Source organism: Streptomyces sp. TG1A-8, assembly GCF_030499535.1.
Classification (GTDB): Bacteria; Actinomycetota; Actinomycetes; order Streptomycetales; family Streptomycetaceae; genus Streptomyces.
Window position 1 is genome coordinate 6,492,314 of sequence record NZ_JASTLB010000001.1, and the last position, 17,140, is coordinate 6,509,453.

Below are 17,140 nucleotides of genomic sequence, written 5' to 3' on the forward strand. Positions count from 1 at the left end.
CCCGCACGGTTCACGGTCCCGTCGACACCGCGGAGACCACCACCGGCTCCCAGTACGACAAGCTGACGGTGACCGCCGGTTCGAAGCCCCTGGCGACCTGCTCGAACCTCAACGCGGCCTCCGGCTACACCCAGAAGTCCTTCGACCTGTCCCCGCTGGCGGGTTCGACGGTCACGCTGGAGTTCAACGGCGTGGAGGACTCCTCGCTGCAGACCGGCTTCGTCGTGGACGACACCGCCCTGGCGACAGGCTGATCCCCGTCCCGCACACCACGTGGTCCCGCACGCGGACACCTCCGCGTGCGGGACCACGTGCGTCACGTGCGTCACGTGCGTCAGCTCAGCGGATCCAGCGTCAGGTACGCCTGCTGCGGGTTGCCGTCGTTGACCAGCGCCTCCTGGTGGCCGACGTCGTCGAAGGCGAAGGCGTACGCCTTGCCGTCGGCCATCTGCGCGTGGACGTTGCGCGCGTACTGGTTGGTCACCGCGTCCTTGTAGAAGTCCGCCGACGTCGAGTCCGGCTGGTTGGGGTTGCTCAGCAGCGTGGAGCGGTTGAAACCGGCGCACAGCGTGCGGGAGATGGGCCCGCGCACGGCGTCGTTCGGTGCGTCCAGCAGCTTGTGGCAGCCGAAGATGCTGGAGGCGTCCGGCTTCTGGAAGCTCGTGACCACCGCGCCGGAGGAGTTGGTGAAGTTCATGACGTTGCCCGAGACCCGGCCGTAGTACTTGGTGTTCGGCTGGTCGGCGAACGGTGTGACCGTCAGGGTGGTCGTCGTGTACTTCTGCCACACCCGGTTGACGTAGTCGTCCATCACGTTGGCCGGCAGGGCGCCGGTCTCCACGCCGTACAGCGGGGACAGGGCACGCAGCACGGTGCCGTCGGAGCGGGTCTGGATCAGACCGGACCAGCCGCCCGACTGGGCGCGCAGCGCGTTGAAGAAGCCCGTGTAGCCGCCGGACTTCAGGTGCCCGGTGGTGCTCACGCTGCCGTCGGGCCGCTGCACGCCGACCGCGTACGGCGCCGAGAACATGTCCACCTGGGTGCTGTTGAGCCACAGACCGGCGTCGTTGAGCGTGTACTCCGACCAGTTGAACAGGATGTTCCGGTTCGGGTCGGAGGGGTTCTGCACGGCCGGCTGGACCAGTCCGCCGGTGGTGAGCCGGAAGTCGAGCTTCTGGCCGTAGGAGAAGTAGATCCGGCCGGAGAACTTCGGGATCCGGATCGTCTTCGACTGCCCGGAGGCCGGTCCGGCGATGGACGCGTCGGGCGCGGGGGTCGGCGGGTTGCCGCCCGCCGGCCAGGCGTGGAAGGCGCCGTCCGCGTCGGCCCAGCCCTGTCGCCCGGTGGACAGTTGCGTGCCGAGGTCGTAGACGTACACCGGGTCGCTGCGGCCCGAGCTGTTGGTGATCCTCAGGGGGATGGTGTCCGGCACCGCGGCACTGGCGCGTTCCGGTACGCCGAGCGCCAGGAGGCCGCCGACCAGGGCCGCCGCGGCGGCCAGGGGCAGCGCGGGGCGCGTGAGTCTGTGCAGCACTCTCCACCTCCGTGTGGGGGATCGGGGTCGTACGGAGTGCATCCGTACCTCTTGAGAGCGCTCTCAGATTGCTGCTGGAGCCGCGTCCATGTCAATGACTCGAACGCAACACATCGGCGCCCGCCGCGCGGCGGGCGCCGATGTGTCCTCAGAAGGTGCGGTTGAGCAGATCGAGCAGTGCCGACCAGTGCCGTTCGTCGGCCGCGCGGTCATAGGCGGTGGTGTCCGCCTGGGTGTAGCCGTGGTGGGCGCCGGCGTAGACCTCGCAGGTGTGCCGCACCCCGGCTGCGGTGAGCGCCTCCTCCAGCCGCCGGATCTGCTCCTCGGGCAGGGAACGGTCCTGGTCGGCGTGGCCGAAGTACAGCTCCGCGGTGATGTGCCGGGCGCCCAGGTGCGGGCTGTCCGGCGCGTCCGTCGCCAGCCCGCCGCCGTGGAAGCCGGCGGCGGCCGCGACCCGGTCGGCGTGGGTGGCCGCCGTGCGCAGGGCCAGCCGGGCGCCCATGCAGTAGCCGACCAGCGCCACGGGGCCGTCGGCGACCAGCGGACTGCCGGCCAGCCAGCCCAGGTAGGCGTCCGCGTCCCGCCCGGCCTGCTCCGGCGTCACCGACGACACCAGCGGGCCGAGCCGCTCCCAGACCGCCGGGGCGGCGGAGGGGTCGATGAACTCCGGCAACTCCACCACCGGGGCCCGGCCCTCGCGGTAGAACACGTTGGGCACCAGGACCGTGTACCCGGCGCCGGCGAGCCGGTCCGCCATCGCCCTCAGGTGCGGGCGCAGGCCGTAGGCGTCCTGGTAGAGCAGGACGCCCGGGCGCGGTGCGCCGTCGGCGGGGTGGGCGACGTAGGCGTCGGCGACGCCGTCCCCGGTCCGGATGTCGACGGCTGTTCCCTGTACGGCGGTCATGGTGGAGCCTCCTGAGGAATCAGGCGGGAGGCGGATGCCTTCCGGTGGTGCGTGCGCACCTTCATGCTGCCACGCAAGATCCACCCGGCCGCGGCCGGTCTCCCGCCGTCACTCGAACCGCGCCGGGTCCCCGGCGCCGCGGCGCACGATCTCCGCCTCGCCGCCGGAGAAGTCGACGACCGTGGTCGGCTCGGTGCCGCAGTCCCCGGAGTCGACCACCGCGTCCACCGCGTGGTTCGAGCCGGTCCTTGATCTCCCAGCCCTGGGTCATCGGCTCCTCCTCGTCCGGCAGCAGCAGCGTGCTGGACAGCAGCGGCTCGCCCAGCTCGGCCAGCAGCGCCTGGGCGACCAGGTGGTCGGGGATGCGCACGCCCACGGTCTTCTTCCGGGGGTGCAGCAGCTTGCGCGGCACCTCGCGGGTGGCCGGCAGGATGAAGGTGTAACTGCCGGGCGTCGAGGACTTCACCGCCCGGAACACGTCGTTGTCGACGCGGACGAACTGGCCGAGCTGCGCGAAGTCCCGGCACATCAGCGTGAAGTGGTGCCGGTCGTCGAGTCGCCGGATCGACCGGATCCGGTCCATGCCGTCCCGGCTGCCCAGCCGGCAGCCCAGCGCGTAACAGGAGTCGGTGGGGTATGCGATGAGGGCCCCCGACCGCACCGCGTCGGCGACCTGGGCGATGCTGCGCGGCTGCGGGTTCTCGGGGTGCACGTCGAAGTACTTCGCCATCCGCCGAGCTTATGCCGTCACCGCGCGCCGCACGCGCGGCCCCCTCGTCCCGCGGGCCGTGGCCGCGCGGCCGGGGCCGGGGGACGCGACGCCCTTCTCCGGAACCGTGCCGGGCCGGCTCGGGACCGCCGCCGTGGAGGGGCGGCGGCGCGTCCGTGAACGGCCCGCACGCCTCCGCCGTGGTCACCGGCGCACCCCGCCCGCCGGACGCGGTCCTCCCGTGACCGGCGCGTGTCCCGGCACGGCCGCGGACACCGGGTGGGACGCGGTCGGCGCCCTCCCCGGAACCGGGGGGTGTACCGCGCCGAATCCGGGGCAGTCGACCGTCGAGCCACTCGGAGCCTCCCCCCGCTCCGGGTCGCGGCGCCTCCGCCGGCGGTCCCACCCCCCCCGGGCCGCCGGCGGAGCCGTGTCCGCCGACCCTCGGGCAGCGCGGTCCGGGTCGGGTAACGCCCCCCTGCGTATGCCGAGGTCAACGCGACGACGAGGAGACAGCCGACGTGGCCGGCCGAGCCGACGAGGGCCCCCGCACCGCCCAGCGGTGCGCCGACTGGGCGGAACAACTGCTCGACCAGTCGGCGCCCCGCCGACCGCGACCCGCGCCGGGTCGTCGCCTGGCTGGGCCGGGCCGTCGGCGCTGCGGTCCGCCCGGAGCGCGGGCCCGGCGGACCGAGGACGTGGCCGGGCGGGACGACCCTCGTGACCGCCTCGCCGGACAGCGCGCCGGGCTCCCGGCCGCGGTGGCCGGCGCCGGTGCCGAGGAGGACGGCGAGCGCCGTCCGCGCCGACGGCAGGCAGGCGGTCGGCCACTCGCGGCCCGGCAGCGAGCCGGTGCGGTCGCCCGGCGGGACCGCGGTCAGCCGAGCGGCGGTGCCGCGGTCAGCACCAGCATCGTGGCGTCGTCGCGGACCTCGTACCGGTGCCGCAGGAGGTCCGCCCACACCGCGCCGGGCAGTGCGGCGGGCGCGGTGCGGGCGAGGGCGGCCAGCCGCTCGGGCAGCGGGTAGAACGCGCCCGAGGCGTCCCGCGCCTCCCAGACCCCGTCCGACGCCAGCAGCAGCCGGTCGCGCGGACCCAGCGCCACCGTGACCTCCTTCGGCGGTCCGGCGCCGGCCAGCCCGATCCCCAGCGGCGGACCCGCCGCCACCCCCACCTCCCGGGCGTGCCCCCCGCGCAGCAGCACGGGCGGCGGATGACCGCAGGCCACCAGCCGCACCGTCCGCGCGTCGGTGGAGAACTCCAGCAGCACCGCCGTGGCGAACAGTTCCGCGTGCCGGACCCCGGAGGAGTCCACCTCCAGCCTGCGGTCCATCCGGGCCGCGACCGACCCCAGGTCCGGCTGGTCCAGCACGGCCTCCCGGAACGCGCCCAGCAGCGCCACCACCGTCGTGAGCGCCGCCAGCCCGTGCCCCTGCACGTCCCCGACCACCGCCCGTACGCCGTACGGTCCGCCGCGCACGTCGAGGAAGTCGCCGCCCACCAGCGTCCCGTGCTGCGCGGCCCGGCTGAAGCCCGCGCACGCGACCCGCCCGACGCGCCGCGGCAACGGCGGCATCACGGCCCGCTGCACGGCCTCGCCGATCGCGCGCTCCGTGTCCAGCTGGGCATCCCGGTGGCTGCGCACGAACGACACGAACACGCTCAGCAGGGCGATGAACGCGACGGTGAGCAGATCGGTGTCGCCGGGCCGGTTCACGTGCGTGGCCGGCACGTTCAGCACCACGACCACCGCGCCCCCGAGGACGGCGGTCGCCCAGGGCCCGTACGACAGGACCGCGAGCGGCGGGATCGCGCCGAGCAGGAAACCGAGGTCGTGCGCGTCGGCGGTGGCGAGCGTCGCCCCGGTCACCACCGCGAGCAGCAGTACCGGCAGCACCCGGACCCAGCGCGGCGGCGGCGCGCCCCGCAGCCAGCCGCGCTCATCCCGGTCCCGCCGCGACGACCAGCCGCGCACCGATCCCACACCCCCACGCTACGCCGCCACCCGGCCACGGGCCCGTTCCGCGCACCCGGCCGGGGCCGGGGGAAAAGCCGTGGCCGCCCGCCCGGCCGCCCGGTTAGCGTGTGACGGCACGCCCGAGACGGACGGAAGGAGGCGAGCGCCGTGTCCACAGTCATCCAGCGCTCCCTTCCCGCCGTCGCCCGGGTGTGCCACGTCTGAGCCCGACCGGGAGCGCTCCACGCAGCACGCACCCCGGAGGAACCGTGACCGCTTCGGTCGTCCGCACGCTCGGCGCGAGCAGTGCGCACCTTTTCGACACCCTTCCCGACCCGCTGGGCTTCCACGAGACGCACCGGCTGACCCGCCACCGCCCCGACTGGAAGCGCGTCGCCCTGCGCGACGGACGCGTCGTGGCCCGCGCCGCCTGGTGGGGCGGGCCCAAGGACACCCGTCCGCTCCTGATCGACTGGTTCGACGTGGCCGAGGGCGAGGAGGAGGCGGGCGCCGACCTCCTGCGCACCGCGCCCTGGCCGGCGGCGGAACTGGAGATCGACGTGCCCGCCGCCCGGCGCGGCACCCCCGCCGTGCGGGCGGCCGTCGCCACCCGCGCCGAAGCGGCCCGCAGGGCCGGCTACGCCCCCCTGGTCGAACGCTTCCTGTACCGCTGGACCCCGGACCGGGGCCTGCCCGCGCGTCCCGGACGCCTCGTCTTCCGCACCGAGGCGGACGACGGGGTGTTCTTCGACGCCCTGCGCCGCATCCACTCCGTCACCCTGGACGCCCACGCCCGCCGCGCCGTCGCCCTGGGCGGGGCGGACCGGGCCGCGCAGGAGGGACTCGACTTCCTCCGGTGGCTGCCCTCACCGCGCGCGTGGTGGCAGGTCGCCCGCACGCCCGGGGGCGCGACGGCCGGCATCCACATCCCCGCGCACAACCCGTCCGGCCCCTGCGTCGCCTTCATCGGCGTCCTGCCCGAGCACCGCGGCCACGGCTACGCCTACGACCTGCTCGCCGAGTGCACCCACTTCCTCGCCGAACGCGGCGCGCCGGCCATCGGCGGGGCCACCGACCAGGGCAACTTCCCGATGGCCGCGCACTTCGCCGAGGCCGGGTACCCCGTCGTGCGGGAACGCCTCGTCTATGCGGTGACGCCCGGCTGACCGGGCCGGTCCCCGGTCAGCCGGGCCTCCGCCGCCGCCAGGATCCCGGTGATGCGCGCGCCGAACGCGGCGTCGCAGGCGTGCGGGCGGCCCGTGCGGGCGGCGGTCAGCAGGGCGTCCGCGGCCCGGACGAGGGCGGGGACCGCTCCTTCGGAACTCCCCGGCAGGAGCGTCACCCCGGCCTCGCCGCGCAGCTCCACCTCGGCGCCCGCCGCCGCGGGGGGTGCCGTCAGGCTCAGCGTGAGGGTGCTGGACGCACCGGTGGCGTGGTCGAGGACCAGGTGCACGGTGTCCGCCGGTCCGTGCACCGCGGCCAGGACCCGCCGCACGTCACCGAGGACCGGGAGCAGCACGGACAGGGCGTGCGGGCCCACGTCCCACAGCGCGCCCTTCTCCCGCCGCCACGGCGAGGCCGCGAAGGGGCTGTCGGAGGTGAACACCGCCCCCAGCCACTGTGCCCGCGCCGTGAACCAGCCCGCCGTGGACGCCTGCTCGCCGATCCAGGCCTCCGGCTCCCGCTGGAAGCGGGTGGTGAAGAACACCACCGAGGCCACCGAGGCCCGCTCCGCCGCCTCGGCCACCGCGCGGGCCTCGGCGGTCCCGAGCGCGAGCGGCTTGTCCAACAGCAGGTGGCGGCCGGCCCGTGCCGCCCGCACCGCCACCCCGGCCTGCACGGACGGGGGCAGCGCCACCGCCACCGCGTCCACGTCGGCCAGCAGGGCGTCCACGTCGTCGTACGCCCGGACGCCGTGCCGGCCGGCCAGGGCGCCGGCCTCCTCCGGCCGCCGGCCCCACACCCCGGCGAAGTCCAGGCCGGGATGCCCGGCGAGGGCGGGGGCGTGGGTGGCCCGGGCCCACGGGCCCGTCCCCAGCAGTCCGATGCGCATGTCGCGTTCCTCTCGTCTCACCGGGCCCCATGGCGTCAGGAAGCCGCGTCCCGGTCGTCATCGCCGCCGTACGGCCGTGCCGGGTTCCCGTCCCGCGCCAGCCACCGGGCGATGGCCGCGGCGATCGGCTGGCCGGTGTCCATCTCGATGAACCCGAACTGGCCCGACTGGTTGCACTCCAGGAACCACCAGTGGCCGTCCGCGTCCTCCACGAAGTCGAAGGCCCCGTACGCCAGTCCGGCGCCCCCCAGATACCGGTGGACGGCCCCGGCGACGCGCGGGGGCACCTGTGCCGGAAGCCAGGGGTGGGGGGACGGGGCGAAGCGGACGTCCACGTCGTCGGGGCCGGCGTCCGGATCGGCCGGCTTGCGCGCGGCCAGCAGCTCGCCGCCGACGGCCGTGAGACGGACGTCGGCCCGCTTGGCGATGCGGCGCTGCAGCAGCGTCGGGCCGTAGGCGACCGCCGTGAAGTCGGCGTCCGGTGCGACCCGGCTGGTGGGCACCGCGCGCGGCGGCTCCTGCGGGTGGGCGCCGGAGACGGGCTTGACCACCAGGTCGGGGAAGCGTTCGGCGAACTCCCGGGCCGCCTGCGGGAACGTCGTGATCAGCGTGGCCGGCACCGCCAGTCCGCTGCGCTGGGCGAGCCGCAGCTGCCAGGGTTTGTGACGGGCGCGCCGGGCCGCGTCGGGATGGTTCATCCAGCGGGCGTCGGTGCAGCGCAGCATGCCGTACAGGGCCTGGGAGGACTCCTGGGTCAGCCAGGCCGACGGCTGGGCGGCGCGGGCGGCCGCGTCCCCCGGTCTGCGCACCCAGATCGAGCGCAGGCCGTCCACGCCGACCAGGCGCCCGCCGACGGACAGGTGTCCGCGGCAGGCGCCCTGCACGTACTCGCCCGACAGCGCCACGCCGTTGGTGAGGTCGGCGGGGTCGAGCCGGACGACGGGCACGCCGGCCTCGTTCAGCCGGAGCACCACCATGTCCGCCGTCACGTCCTGTTCGCTGGTCAGGATGAGTACGGTCATCGTCGCCGGGTCCGCGGTCAGTCGTCGAAGTGCGTCTTGGAACCGGCCGTGGAGGCGGTGGTTCCCAGTGCTCTCAGGGTGGCGTGGTCGGTGGCGGCGATCCGACCGTCCGGGAGAACGTTCAACTGCATTCCGGAGTCGTACGCGTACGGAGTGGTGACGTCCAACTGCACAGCCGGACGTGCGTAGTTGAGCGTGAACGGTTGCATGGGTCTCTCCCTGATTCGGCTTCCACGTCCTTATACGAATCGAACGGGTGATTGGTTTCCTCACGCTCCGTGACCGCACTCCGGAGGAGTGCCGTTCGGGGCGTCAGACAGGAAGACGCACGTTCGGGCCGCAAGGCTGCGCGGGATCCGCAGCCGGTGCGCACCGGTGCCGCTCATGCCGCCAGGGCGCCGCGCGCCGCCGCGAGGGCCTGCTCGGCGTAACCGCGGCCGAACAGCACCGTGTGCACGAGCAGCGGGAAGAGCTGGTGCAGGCCGACCCGCTCACGCCATCCGTCGGCCGGCGGCGCCACCTCCCGGTATCCCGCCAGCACCCGGTCCAGACGGGGGCAGCCGAACAGCCGGAGCATCGCCAGGTCGGTCTCCCGGTGCCCGCCGTGCGCGGCCGGGTCGATGAGCCGGACCTCGCCGTCGGCACCCCACAGCACGTTGCCGTTCCACAGGTCGCCGTGCAGCCGGGCGGGCGGCTCGGCCGGGCCCGCCAGGTCCGGCAGCCGCTCGCAGACCCGCTCGACCACGGCGGCCTCCGCGGGCCGGAGGGTGCCCGCGTCGACCGCGGCGCGCAGATACGGCAGCACCCGCTGCCCGGCGTACCAGGCCGGCCAGTCCGTCCCCGGCGCGTTGCGCATCGGCGCGAGCCCGATGTACGCCTCCTCGGGGCCGTCCGGCGGCGGTGCCCCGAACGCGGGCGCCCCGGCGGAGTGCAGTGCGGCCAGGGCGCGGCCGAAACGCAGCGCGGCCTCGGGGCCGGCGTGACCGGTCGTCACCCGCTCGGTCACCATCCACCGTTCGTCGTGGCCGAGCACCGCGGGCACCCGCACCGCGCCCGCCTCGCCGAGCCAGCGCAGTCCGGCCACCTCGGCGCGGACGGCTCCGGGCGCGTCACCGCGCTTGACCATCACCGCGGTCCCGTCGTCGAGCGTGACCTCGACGGGCGATCCGGACGGCACCCGGGCACTCGTGGCCCGGCGCCCGGTGAGCCGGGACACCACCTGTCCCGGACCTTCCTCTCGGTTGTCCACGGCCTCAGGGTACGGCTCGGACCTGTGCCCCGGCCGGGTGAATTCCGGCGCTTCCCCGGCGCTTCCCCGGCGCCTCCCCCGCTCCTTCCCGGCCGGGTCCCACCGGCGTGCGGCGGGCGCCGCGGCGCCGGTCACGGCCGGCCCGGAGCGCGCTCCCCACGGGTCAGGCCCACCGGATTGCCCATCGGCAGCAGCCCCGACCGCTCGACGGTGCGGGCGGGCGGCTCCAGGGGGCCGGCGAGGCGCGCGGTGCGCCCGGCGCCGAGCGCGGCCCAGGGGCGCTCGGCCGCGGCGTCCGTCCGCGCATCGACGGCGGCGCGCGCGGCCCCGCCCGCCGCCCGGTCCGCCCGCTCCCACTTGCGGGTCTCCCGCAGGAGCGGCCCGTCGGACTCCCCGCAGGCGGCCTTGAGGACCATGGCCTCGACCGGTCCGAGTCCCGCGCCCACCAGGGCGGCGCCATGCCCGTCGCCCCGGTGCTCGCGCAGTGTCGTCACGGCCTGCCGGAGCCGTTCGGCGGGCCGCCGCGGGCGTCGCAGCGCCTGGTCGGCCCCGGCCGGCACCCGGCCCACCGTGTCCGCCGCCTTCCAGGACAGGTCCGCCGCCTCCGCGAACGCGGCGGAACCCGTCACGCCGGTTCCGAACGGCCTGGTCATCGCGGCCTCCATGGCCGCCGCGCGGGCCGCAGCACGTCCTCGAGAGCGGTGTGGTCCCACGCGTCGGGCGGCGCGCGGCCCACCCGGGCGGGGTGGAAGACGTAGAAGCAACTCGTCACCACGGAAGGGGGCACCGCGCCGAGCGGCGCCGCCCGCAGCGCGAAGTACCCCATCCAGAAACCGCACAGGCCCGGCTCGGCCGCCGCCCGGCGCGCCTCCGGCGCGAAGTACACCAGGTCGTGCACCGGTTCGAACCGTTCCCACGTCCCCCCGCCGCTCCGTCCGCTACCGCCGCCTCCCTCGGTCCGCCGTCCCGTCGGCACCAGCCTGCGTTATGACGAATGTCATAACAAGGCGGAGCGCGGAGCCCGTCCGCCGGACCCGGTTCGCGGACGCCGGGGCGACGGCCGCCGGGGGGACGCCGGACTGGTCCGTCCGTGCTGTCCGACGGCGTGTCACTGGGGCAGACGGGTGGCGCCGTTACCCGGCTGGACGGTCCGAATGGTGCGGGGTGGCGGGCTGGCTGACGGTGGTTCATGTCGAGGCCGGGTCTCTACAGCTGATGAGGTATCGGCTGCCTGGTCACGGCGGAAGGACACCGATATGCGCTCTGCCCGCATTCTTCTCGCCACGGCGGCCGCCTCCGCCGCCCTTGCCTTCGCCACACCCGGTGCCGCGTTCGCCGCGCTCACCGGTGATGACGGAGGCCGGGACGACTCCTCGTACAGCAAGGAGAACGACAGCGACCACGGCAAGGACTCCGGCAAGGAGCAGGACAAGGGCTCGGACAAGGAGTACGACAAGGGTTCCGAGAAGGGCTCGGACAAGGAGTACGACAAGGAGTACGACAAGGGTTCCGAGAAGGGCTCGGACAAGGAGTACGACAAGGAGTACGACAAGGGTTCCGAGAAGGGCTCGGACAAGGAGTACGACAAGGACGACGAGGGGTCGGACCACGGCAAGGGCGGTGGCCACGGCCGGCCGCACGGTGGCGTGCACACCGGTGGCGGTGCCCTCGCCGCGGTGAAGGGCGACGACTGGGGCTCGGACAAGGAGCAGGACAAGGGTTCCGACAAGGAGTACGACAAGGGCTCGGACAAGGAGCAGGACAAGGGTTCCGACAAGGAGTACGACAAGGGTTCCGACAAGGAGTACGACAAGGGCTCGGACAAGGAGTACGACAAGGGTTCCGACAAGGAGTACGACAAGGGTTCCGACAAGGAGTACGACAAGGGCTCGGACAAGGAGCAGGACAAGGGTTCCGACAAGGAGTACGACAAGGGCTCGGACAAGGACGACGAGGGGTCGGACCACGGCAAGGGCGGTGACCACGGCCGGCCGCACGGTGGCGTGCACACCGGTGGCGGTGCCCTCGCCGCGGTGAAGGGCGACGACTGGGGCTCGGACAAGGACGACAGCCGGTTCGACCCCGACAGCTACAAGGACAAGGGCAAGGGCGGCGACAGCGGCCACGGCAAGGACGAGTGGGGCGGCGGCGAGGAGCACGACAAGCCGCGCGGCGGCATGCACACCGGTGGCGGCGCCCTCGCCGCGCCCGGTGCCACCGCGGGCGGCCTGGCCGTGCTGGCCGTAGGCGCCACCGGGATGTACGCGCTGCGCCGCAAGAAGGCCGGTACGCCCACGGCCTGACCGACCGCGCACCCCAGGGGCCGCGGTGCCGCCGACACACCCCGTGTCGGCGGCCCGCGCCCCCCGCGTCCCGATCCCTGTGCTTCCGTGCCCGAGTGAGGTGGTGTCCGATGGCAGCAGATCCCCCTTCCCCGCCCCCCGCCGAAACGGCGTCCGACGACCGGGACACCGGCCGCGGCGGCCGTCTGGCACTGTGGGGCGTGGCGATCGTCGTCCTCCTCCTCAGCGTGCTGGGCGGCCACCGCGGGGCGGACGACACCGTGCAGGTGCCCCGTGCCTCGGGTGCGACCGCGACCGCGAGGGTTCCGGCCGACGCACGCCCCGGCCGCGTGCTGCCCCGGTCCGCGCCGACCCGTCTGTACATTCCGAAGATTTCCGTGGACGCCCCCTTCACGGAACTGTCCCTCGCCCCCTCGGGCCAGCTCCGGCCCCCGCCGGCGGACGACACCAACCTGGTCGGCTGGTACGCCAACGGCGTCGCGCCCGGTGAGAGGGGGACCTCGATCATCGCCGGACACGTCGACACGAAGACGTCCGCGGCCGTCTTCGCCAACCTGGACGAACTGAAGGAGGGCGACCGGTTCTCCGTGGAGCGGGCCGACGGCCGCACGGCGACCTTCGTCGTGGACGGAGCGGACACCTACGCGAAGGACGACTTCCCCAGCGAACGCGTGTACGCCGACACGTCCCGCGCCGAGGTGCGGCTCATCACCTGCGCGGGCGACTACGACCACGCGGCGAAGGACTACACCGACAACCTGGTGGTCTTCGCCCACCTCGTGTGACGCCCCGGCCCGTCCGTCCGCGCGGTCAGCCGGTGCCGTCCGCGAAGGGGCCGCCCGGGGCGAAGACCAGCGAGGCGAAGCGCTCCGCGATCCGCCGGTGCGCGGCGGCGTCGGGGTGCAGCGCGTCGGGCAGCGGGAGTTCGGCGAAGTCGGCCTCTCCGTACAGGTGCCGTCCGTCCAGGTGGGAGAGGTGGGGATCCTCGGCGGTCCGCTGCCGCACGATGCCGGCCAGTTCCTCGCGGATCACGCCGAGGGTGAGTCTGCCGAGGGCCCGTTCCGCCGGGTCCCCGGTGGCCCGGAACCGCATCCGCCCCTCGCCCAGGGCGGTGAGGTCGGGGGCACTGGGACCCGGCGTGTCCTCGTGGAGGGGGCACAGGATCGGCGAGACGACGAGCAGGGGGACGTCCGGGTGGCCCTCGCGGACGGTGTCGAGGAAGCCGTGGACGGCGGGTCCGAGGGCCCGCAGCCGCATCAGGTCGGTGTTGACCAGGTTGATGCCGAGCTTGACGCTGATCAGGTCGGCCGGGGTGTCGCGCAGCGCCCGGGCGGTGAACGGGTCCAGGAGCGCGCTGCCGCCGAGGCCCAGGTTGATCAGCTCCACCCCGCCGTGCGAGGCGGCGAGCGCCGGCCAGGTGGTGGTGGGACTCGCGGCGTCGGAGCCGTGGCTGATCGAACTGCCGTGGTGCAGCCAGACCCTGCGGCCCCGGTCCGGTACGGCTTCGACGGGCGCGTCGGTGCGCAGGGCGACCAGTTCGGTGGTCTCGTTGTGCGGCAGCCAGATCTCGACGTCCTTGACCCCGCCGGGCAGGCCGGTGAACCGCACGGTGCCGACCGGGCCGGGCCGGTGCTCGGCGGTGCCGGTGGCCATGTCGACCATGAGGGTGTTGCCGCCGGTGACGCGGGCGCTGCTGGCCGGGCGTCCGTCCACCAGCAGGTCGTACACGCCGTCCGGGCGCGGCGGGGCGCCGGCGTACACCCGCTTCGTCGGTAGCGTGTCGAGTTCGACCACGGTCGCGCGGGTCCGCAGGGCCAGGCGCACGCCGGAGGGCTGGGACTCCGCCATGTGCAGTTGCGGGTCGGCGCACTGGGCGCGGGCCCGGGCGGGCAGCCGGTGCGGGAGCAGCCCGTGCCCGGTGCGCTCCAGTTCCAGGGCACCGCGGACGAGGTCCGCGGTGAGGGGAGTGGTGATCAGGTCGTCCGGGGTGGGGGGCACGGGTGTCAGCCTGCGTTTCGGGAGTGGGGGGCCGGCCAGGTGCGCAGCAGGGTGTCGAGGGCGTCCAGGATGCGGGCCCACGACTCCTGCGGGTCGGGGGCGCTGTGGCTGAACCCGCCGGCGCTCTCCAGGCTGACGTAGCCGTGGAAGACGCTGCCCAGCAGCCGGACGGCGTGGGTCTGGTCGGGTTCGGCCAGGTCGTAGCCGCGCAGGACGGCCCGGGTCATCCGGGCGTGCCGGACGCCCGCGCTCGCCGCGGCGGTCTCCGGGTCCAGCCGGAACCGGGCCGCCTCGTAGCGGCCGGGGTGTTGCCGGGCGTAGTCGCGGTAGACGTTCGCGTACGCGTCGAGGGCGTCCCGGCCGGCCCGGCCGGCCAGTGCTTCGGCGGCGCGGTCGGCCAGTTCCTCCAGCGCGAGCAGGGCGATCCGGGTCCTGAGGTCGTGGGAGTTCCTCAGGTGCGAGTACAGGCTCGCGACCTTGACGTCGAACCGCCGGGCCAGTGCGGACACCGTCACCTGCCCGAAACCGACCTCGTCGGCCAGTTCCGCCCCCGCCCGGACCAGCCGCTCGGCGGTCAGACCCGCACGCACCATGAGCATCCTCCCGATGACCTTCGTCGACAGCATCTCAGCCTAAGACATTTAGGAAGATGGGAAAAGTGTGTAGGAGAGCCCACCGGTGCGGCGGCCGACCGGGCCGTCGCCCCCGGAGTGCGGAGCCCTTCGTGACGACCACCGCCGTGCGCGCCCACCCGCGCGGCCGGGGGACAATCCCGGGGAGCGGCCGTGGAGGGAAACGGAAGGGGACCGATGGAGCTGGAGCTCCGGCACCTGCGGGTGCTGTGCGCGCTGGCCGACGCGGGCAGCGTGGGTCGCGCCGCCGCGCGGCTGGGGTACTCGCAGCCCGCCGTCAGCACCCAGCTCAGGCGCATCGAGCGGCACCTGGGCGAACCGATCTTCGAGCGGGGTCCGGGCGGTGTGCGGCCGACCCCCTACGGCGCCGAGGTGGTCGCCCAGGCCCGCGACGTCCTGGCCAGGGCCGGCGCCATCGGCCGCCGGCCGGCCTCCGCCCGCCCCCGGCGGACCCTGCGGGTGGCCGCGACCAACTCGCCCATGCTCTCCGGCACGGTCTCCCGCGTGCGCACCCGGCTGCCGGCCGTGTCCCTCTCGGTGACCAGCGTCTACGCCTCCTCCCGGATCGTGGAGCTGCTGGAGGAGGGTGCCGTGGACGCGGCCATCGCCGCCGACTACCCGAACCGGGAACTGCGCCACTCGGCCGCCGTGCGGCACCGGGGCATCGTCACCGAACCGACGTTCGTCGCCCTGCCGGCCCGGCACCGGCTCCGGCACTGCGCCCAGGTGCAGCTCGCCGACCTCGCCGAGGACGCGTGGTTCGTCACCCCCGACGACGGTGCCGGCTGGCCGGGGCTGTTCTACGACGCCTGCGCCGCGGCCGGGTTCACCCCCGTCGCCGTGCACGAGTTCCTGGGCGACCAGACCCAGCTGCAGAGCATGATCGCGGACGGCCTCGGGGTATCCCTGGTGCAGCCGACGCTGCGCCCGATCCCGCACGTCGTGGTCAGGCCGCTGGCCGGCTCCCCGCTGTGGTGCCGCTACGTGCTGGCCTGGCGGCCCGGCACGGTCACCGACGACATCGCGGAGGCGGTGTTCGACTCGGCCACCGCCGCCTACCGCGAACTGGCGGCGAGGGCGCCGCACCTGGGCGACTGGGCCGCGCGCACCTGGAGCGGAACCGGGGCCTGAGGGCGGCCCCGCGCGCTGCGGCCGGACGCGCGCCCGGCGGGACGGCCGCCGGCCGGAACCCCGGTCGGCGGCCGTGCGTGTACCGGCGGGAGGCGTCAGACCGCCGGTGCCGGGTAGGTCGGGTACTCCACGCCCGTGACGTGCTGGACGACCCGGACGACCTGGCAGGAGTAGCCGAACTCGTTGTCGTACCACAGGTAGAGGATCGCGTTGTCCCCGTCGACCTTGAGCGCGCCGGCGTCCACGATCGACGCGTGCCGCGAGCCGATGAAGTCGCTGGAGACCGCGTCGGGGGCCGTGGTGAAGTCGATCTGGCGCTTCAGCGGCGAGGTCAGCGACACGTTCCGCAGGTAGTCGTGGACGTCCTCGCGGGTGGTCTCACGGGCCAGCCGGAGGTTCAGGATGGCGATGGACACGTCCGGCACCGGGACGCGGATCGAGCTGCCGGTGATCGTCGCCCCGAGGCCGGGCAGCGCCTTGGCGACGGCGGAGGCGGCACCGGTCTCGGTGATCACCATGTTGAGCGGCGCGGAGCGGCCGCGCCGCTCGGACCTGTGGTAGTTGTCCAGCAGGTTCTGGTCGTTGGTGAAGGAGTGGACGGTCTCCACGTGGCCGCGCAGCACGCCGTACTCGTCGTCCATCGCCTTCAGCGGCGGGACGATGGCATTGGTCGTGCAGGAGGCGCAGGACAGGATCCGCTCGTCCGGCTTGATCGTGTCGTGGTTGACGCCGTGCACGATGTTCGGGACGTCGCCCTTGCCCGGTGCGGTCAGGACGACCTTGTCGATGCCGGGCCGCAGGTGCCTCGACAGGCCCTCGCGGTCGCGCCACCTGCCGGTGTTGTCGATGAGGACGGCGTTGCGGATGCCGTACTCGGTGTAGTCCACGGACGCCGGGTCGTCGGCGTGGATCACCTTGATCACGTTGCCGTTGGCCACGATCGCGCCGGCCTCCTCGTCCACCGTGATCGTGCCCTGGAACTGGCCGTGGATGGAGTCGCGGCGCAGCAGCGAGGCACGCTTGACGATGTCCTGGGCACCGCCCCCGCGGACCACGACGGCCCGCAGTCGCAGGCCGTTGCCGGAGCCGGCCTTCTCGATGAGCAGGCGGGCGACCAGCCGGCCGATGCGGCCGAAGCCGTACAGGACGACGTCGCGCGGCTCCCGGCGCCCGGCCCTGCCGGCGCCCGTGGCGCCGGCGACGGCCTCGGCGGTGAACTCCGCCACGCTCAGGCCGCGGTCGTCGGCCTTGTGGGCGGTGGCGAGCATGCCGAGGTCGATCTGGGACGGCCCGAGGTCCAGGGCGGTCAGTGCCTGCAGGAACGGCATGGTCTCGGTGACCGACAGTTCCTCGCCGGCGATCTGCCGGGCGAAGCGGTGCGTCTTGAGGATGCTGACCACCGACTTGTTCACCAGGGAGCGGCTGTGCAGCAGGACCGTCACGTCCCGCTCGCGGTGCAGCTTCCCGATGATCGGGATCATCGACTCCGCGATCTCCTCGCGGTTCTTCCAGTTGGTGAACGAGTCGTCGTAGACAGTCACGGATCCATCTTTCGAGCTAGGCGGCGCTCATATGATAGGCACACCCTATGATGATCCCTTCGGGGCCCGGGCCGCGGCGTGGAGCGGGAGCCGTTCGTCCGGGTTCC

16 protein-coding genes and 2 pseudogenes are annotated in these 17,140 nt (G+C 74.2%); 5 read left to right on the forward strand and 13 right to left on the reverse strand.

Going from position 1 to position 17,140, the window contains the following annotated elements; genetic code table 11:
- Nucleotides 1–20 precede the first annotated feature (20 nt).
- Nucleotides 21–254 (forward strand): annotated as a pseudogene (locus QQY24_RS28770) (hypothetical protein); the annotation flags it as partial.
- 80 nt (nt 255–334) lie between these two features.
- Here QQY24_RS28770 and QQY24_RS28775 read toward each other — a convergent pair.
- The 4 genes and pseudogenes from QQY24_RS28775 to QQY24_RS28790 all read right to left on the reverse strand — a co-directional run bounded on the left by QQY24_RS28775 (nt 335) and on the right by QQY24_RS28790 (nt 5,131).
- Nucleotides 335–1,531: a glycoside hydrolase family 64 protein gene (locus tag QQY24_RS28775; protein ID WP_301976380.1), complete on the reverse strand. Its 1,197-nt coding sequence runs from the start codon at nt 1,529–1,531 to the stop codon at nt 335–337.
- Nucleotides 1,532–1,682: 151 nt separating this feature from the next.
- Nucleotides 1,683–2,438 (reverse strand): dienelactone hydrolase family protein, encoded by a 756-nt coding sequence (locus tag QQY24_RS28780; protein WP_301975631.1) that lies wholly within the window; start codon nt 2,436–2,438, stop codon nt 1,683–1,685.
- A 108-nt stretch (nt 2,439–2,546) separates the two neighbouring features.
- Nucleotides 2,547–3,168 (reverse strand): annotated as a pseudogene (locus QQY24_RS28785) (L-threonylcarbamoyladenylate synthase).
- An 856-nt stretch (nt 3,169–4,024) separates the two neighbouring features.
- Nucleotides 4,025–5,131 carry a PP2C family protein-serine/threonine phosphatase gene (locus QQY24_RS28790; RefSeq protein ID WP_301975632.1) on the reverse strand — a complete coding sequence of 369 codons (1,107 nt, stop codon included), beginning with the start codon at nt 5,129–5,131 and terminating at the stop codon, nt 4,025–4,027.
- Nucleotides 5,132–5,373: 242 nt separating this feature from the next.
- Here QQY24_RS28790 and QQY24_RS28795 point away from each other — a divergent pair, with 242 nt between their 5' ends.
- On the forward strand, nt 5,374–6,270 hold the full coding sequence (locus tag QQY24_RS28795; RefSeq protein ID WP_301975633.1) for a GNAT family N-acetyltransferase: 897 nt from the start codon (nt 5,374–5,376) through the stop codon (nt 6,268–6,270).
- Here the strand turns inward: QQY24_RS28795 and QQY24_RS28800 are convergent.
- The 6 genes from QQY24_RS28800 to QQY24_RS28825 all read right to left on the reverse strand — a co-directional run bounded on the left by QQY24_RS28800 (nt 6,249) and on the right by QQY24_RS28825 (nt 10,326).
- Nucleotides 6,249–7,157 carry a Gfo/Idh/MocA family protein gene (locus QQY24_RS28800; RefSeq protein WP_301975634.1) on the reverse strand — a complete coding sequence of 303 codons (909 nt, stop codon included), beginning with the start codon at nt 7,155–7,157 and terminating at the stop codon, nt 6,249–6,251. The genes QQY24_RS28795 and QQY24_RS28800 overlap by 22 nt on opposite strands.
- A gap of 35 nt (nt 7,158–7,192) precedes the next feature.
- The gene (gene tgmB / locus QQY24_RS28805) at nt 7,193–8,179 is read right to left on the reverse strand and encodes an ATP-grasp ribosomal peptide maturase (protein ID WP_301975635.1); all 987 of its coding nucleotides are present in this window, start codon (nt 8,177–8,179) and stop codon (nt 7,193–7,195) included.
- Nucleotides 8,180–8,196: 17 nt separating this feature from the next.
- Nucleotides 8,197–8,388, reverse strand: a complete 192-nt coding sequence (gene tgmA, locus QQY24_RS28810; RefSeq protein WP_301975636.1) for a putative ATP-grasp-modified RiPP — start codon at nt 8,386–8,388, stop codon at nt 8,197–8,199.
- Nucleotides 8,389–8,561: 173 nt separating this feature from the next.
- Nucleotides 8,562–9,428, reverse strand: coding sequence for a fructosamine kinase family protein (locus QQY24_RS28815; RefSeq protein WP_301975637.1), 867 nt, complete (start codon nt 9,426–9,428; stop codon nt 8,562–8,564).
- A gap of 131 nt (nt 9,429–9,559) precedes the next feature.
- Nucleotides 9,560–10,081, reverse strand: coding sequence for a hypothetical protein (locus tag QQY24_RS28820; RefSeq protein ID WP_301975638.1), 522 nt, complete (start codon nt 10,079–10,081; stop codon nt 9,560–9,562).
- The gene (locus tag QQY24_RS28825) at nt 10,078–10,326 is read right to left on the reverse strand and encodes a hypothetical protein (protein ID WP_301975639.1); all 249 of its coding nucleotides are present in this window, start codon (nt 10,324–10,326) and stop codon (nt 10,078–10,080) included. The genes QQY24_RS28820 and QQY24_RS28825 overlap by 4 nt, the downstream gene beginning before the upstream one ends.
- Before the next feature lie 358 nt (nt 10,327–10,684).
- On the opposite strand from QQY24_RS28825, the gene QQY24_RS28830 reads away from it, so the two are divergent.
- Nucleotides 10,685–11,731 (forward strand): hypothetical protein, encoded by a 1,047-nt coding sequence (locus QQY24_RS28830; RefSeq protein ID WP_301975640.1) that lies wholly within the window; start codon nt 10,685–10,687, stop codon nt 11,729–11,731.
- A 110-nt stretch (nt 11,732–11,841) separates the two neighbouring features.
- Nucleotides 11,842–12,516: a class F sortase gene (locus QQY24_RS28835; RefSeq protein ID WP_301975641.1), complete on the forward strand. Its 675-nt coding sequence runs from the start codon at nt 11,842–11,844 to the stop codon at nt 12,514–12,516.
- Between the two features lie 25 nt (nt 12,517–12,541).
- Here QQY24_RS28835 and QQY24_RS28840 read toward each other — a convergent pair whose 3' ends face one another.
- A complete protein-coding gene (locus QQY24_RS28840) occupies nt 12,542–13,729 on the reverse strand; it encodes an SGNH/GDSL hydrolase family protein (protein ID WP_301975642.1) in 1,188 nt (395 codons plus the stop codon).
- Nucleotides 13,730–13,734: 5 nt separating this feature from the next.
- Nucleotides 13,735–14,322 carry a TetR/AcrR family transcriptional regulator gene (locus QQY24_RS28845; protein WP_301976381.1) on the reverse strand — a complete coding sequence of 196 codons (588 nt, stop codon included), beginning with the start codon at nt 14,320–14,322 and terminating at the stop codon, nt 13,735–13,737.
- Between the two features lie 216 nt (nt 14,323–14,538).
- Here QQY24_RS28845 and QQY24_RS28850 point away from each other — a divergent pair, with 216 nt between their 5' ends.
- A complete protein-coding gene (locus QQY24_RS28850; RefSeq protein WP_301975643.1) occupies nt 14,539–15,492 on the forward strand; it encodes a LysR family transcriptional regulator in 954 nt (317 codons plus the stop codon).
- A gap of 95 nt (nt 15,493–15,587) precedes the next feature.
- Here the strand turns inward: QQY24_RS28850 and QQY24_RS28855 are convergent, their stop codons facing one another.
- Nucleotides 15,588–17,033, reverse strand: a complete 1,446-nt coding sequence (locus QQY24_RS28855; protein ID WP_301975644.1) for a glyceraldehyde-3-phosphate dehydrogenase — start codon at nt 17,031–17,033, stop codon at nt 15,588–15,590.
- Nucleotides 17,034–17,140: the final 107 nt, after the last annotated feature.

What these genes read in the sequence shown, in the direction of transcription:
- QQY24_RS28780 (WP_301975631.1), bottom strand. Translation starts at nt 2,438, where the DNA reads ATGACCGCCGTACAGGGAACAGCCGTCGACATCCGGACCGGGGACGGC.
- QQY24_RS28800 (WP_301975634.1), bottom strand. Translation starts at nt 7,157, where the DNA reads ATGCGCATCGGACTGCTGGGGACGGGCCCGTGGGCCCGGGCCACCCAC.
- tgmB (WP_301975635.1), bottom strand. Translation starts at nt 8,179, where the DNA reads ATGACCGTACTCATCCTGACCAGCGAACAGGACGTGACGGCGGACATG.
- tgmA (WP_301975636.1), bottom strand. Translation starts at nt 8,388, where the DNA reads ATGCAACCGTTCACGCTCAACTACGCACGTCCGGCTGTGCAGTTGGAC.
- QQY24_RS28820 (WP_301975638.1), bottom strand. Translation starts at nt 10,081, where the DNA reads ATGACCAGGCCGTTCGGAACCGGCGTGACGGGTTCCGCCGCGTTCGCG.
- QQY24_RS28830 (WP_301975640.1), top strand. Translation starts at nt 10,685, where the DNA reads ATGCGCTCTGCCCGCATTCTTCTCGCCACGGCGGCCGCCTCCGCCGCC.
- QQY24_RS28835 (WP_301975641.1), top strand. Translation starts at nt 11,842, where the DNA reads ATGGCAGCAGATCCCCCTTCCCCGCCCCCCGCCGAAACGGCGTCCGAC.
- QQY24_RS28845 (WP_301976381.1), bottom strand. Translation starts at nt 14,322, where the DNA reads ATGGTGCGTGCGGGTCTGACCGCCGAGCGGCTGGTCCGGGCGGGGGCG.
- QQY24_RS28850 (WP_301975643.1), top strand. Translation starts at nt 14,539, where the DNA reads ATGGAGCTGGAGCTCCGGCACCTGCGGGTGCTGTGCGCGCTGGCCGAC.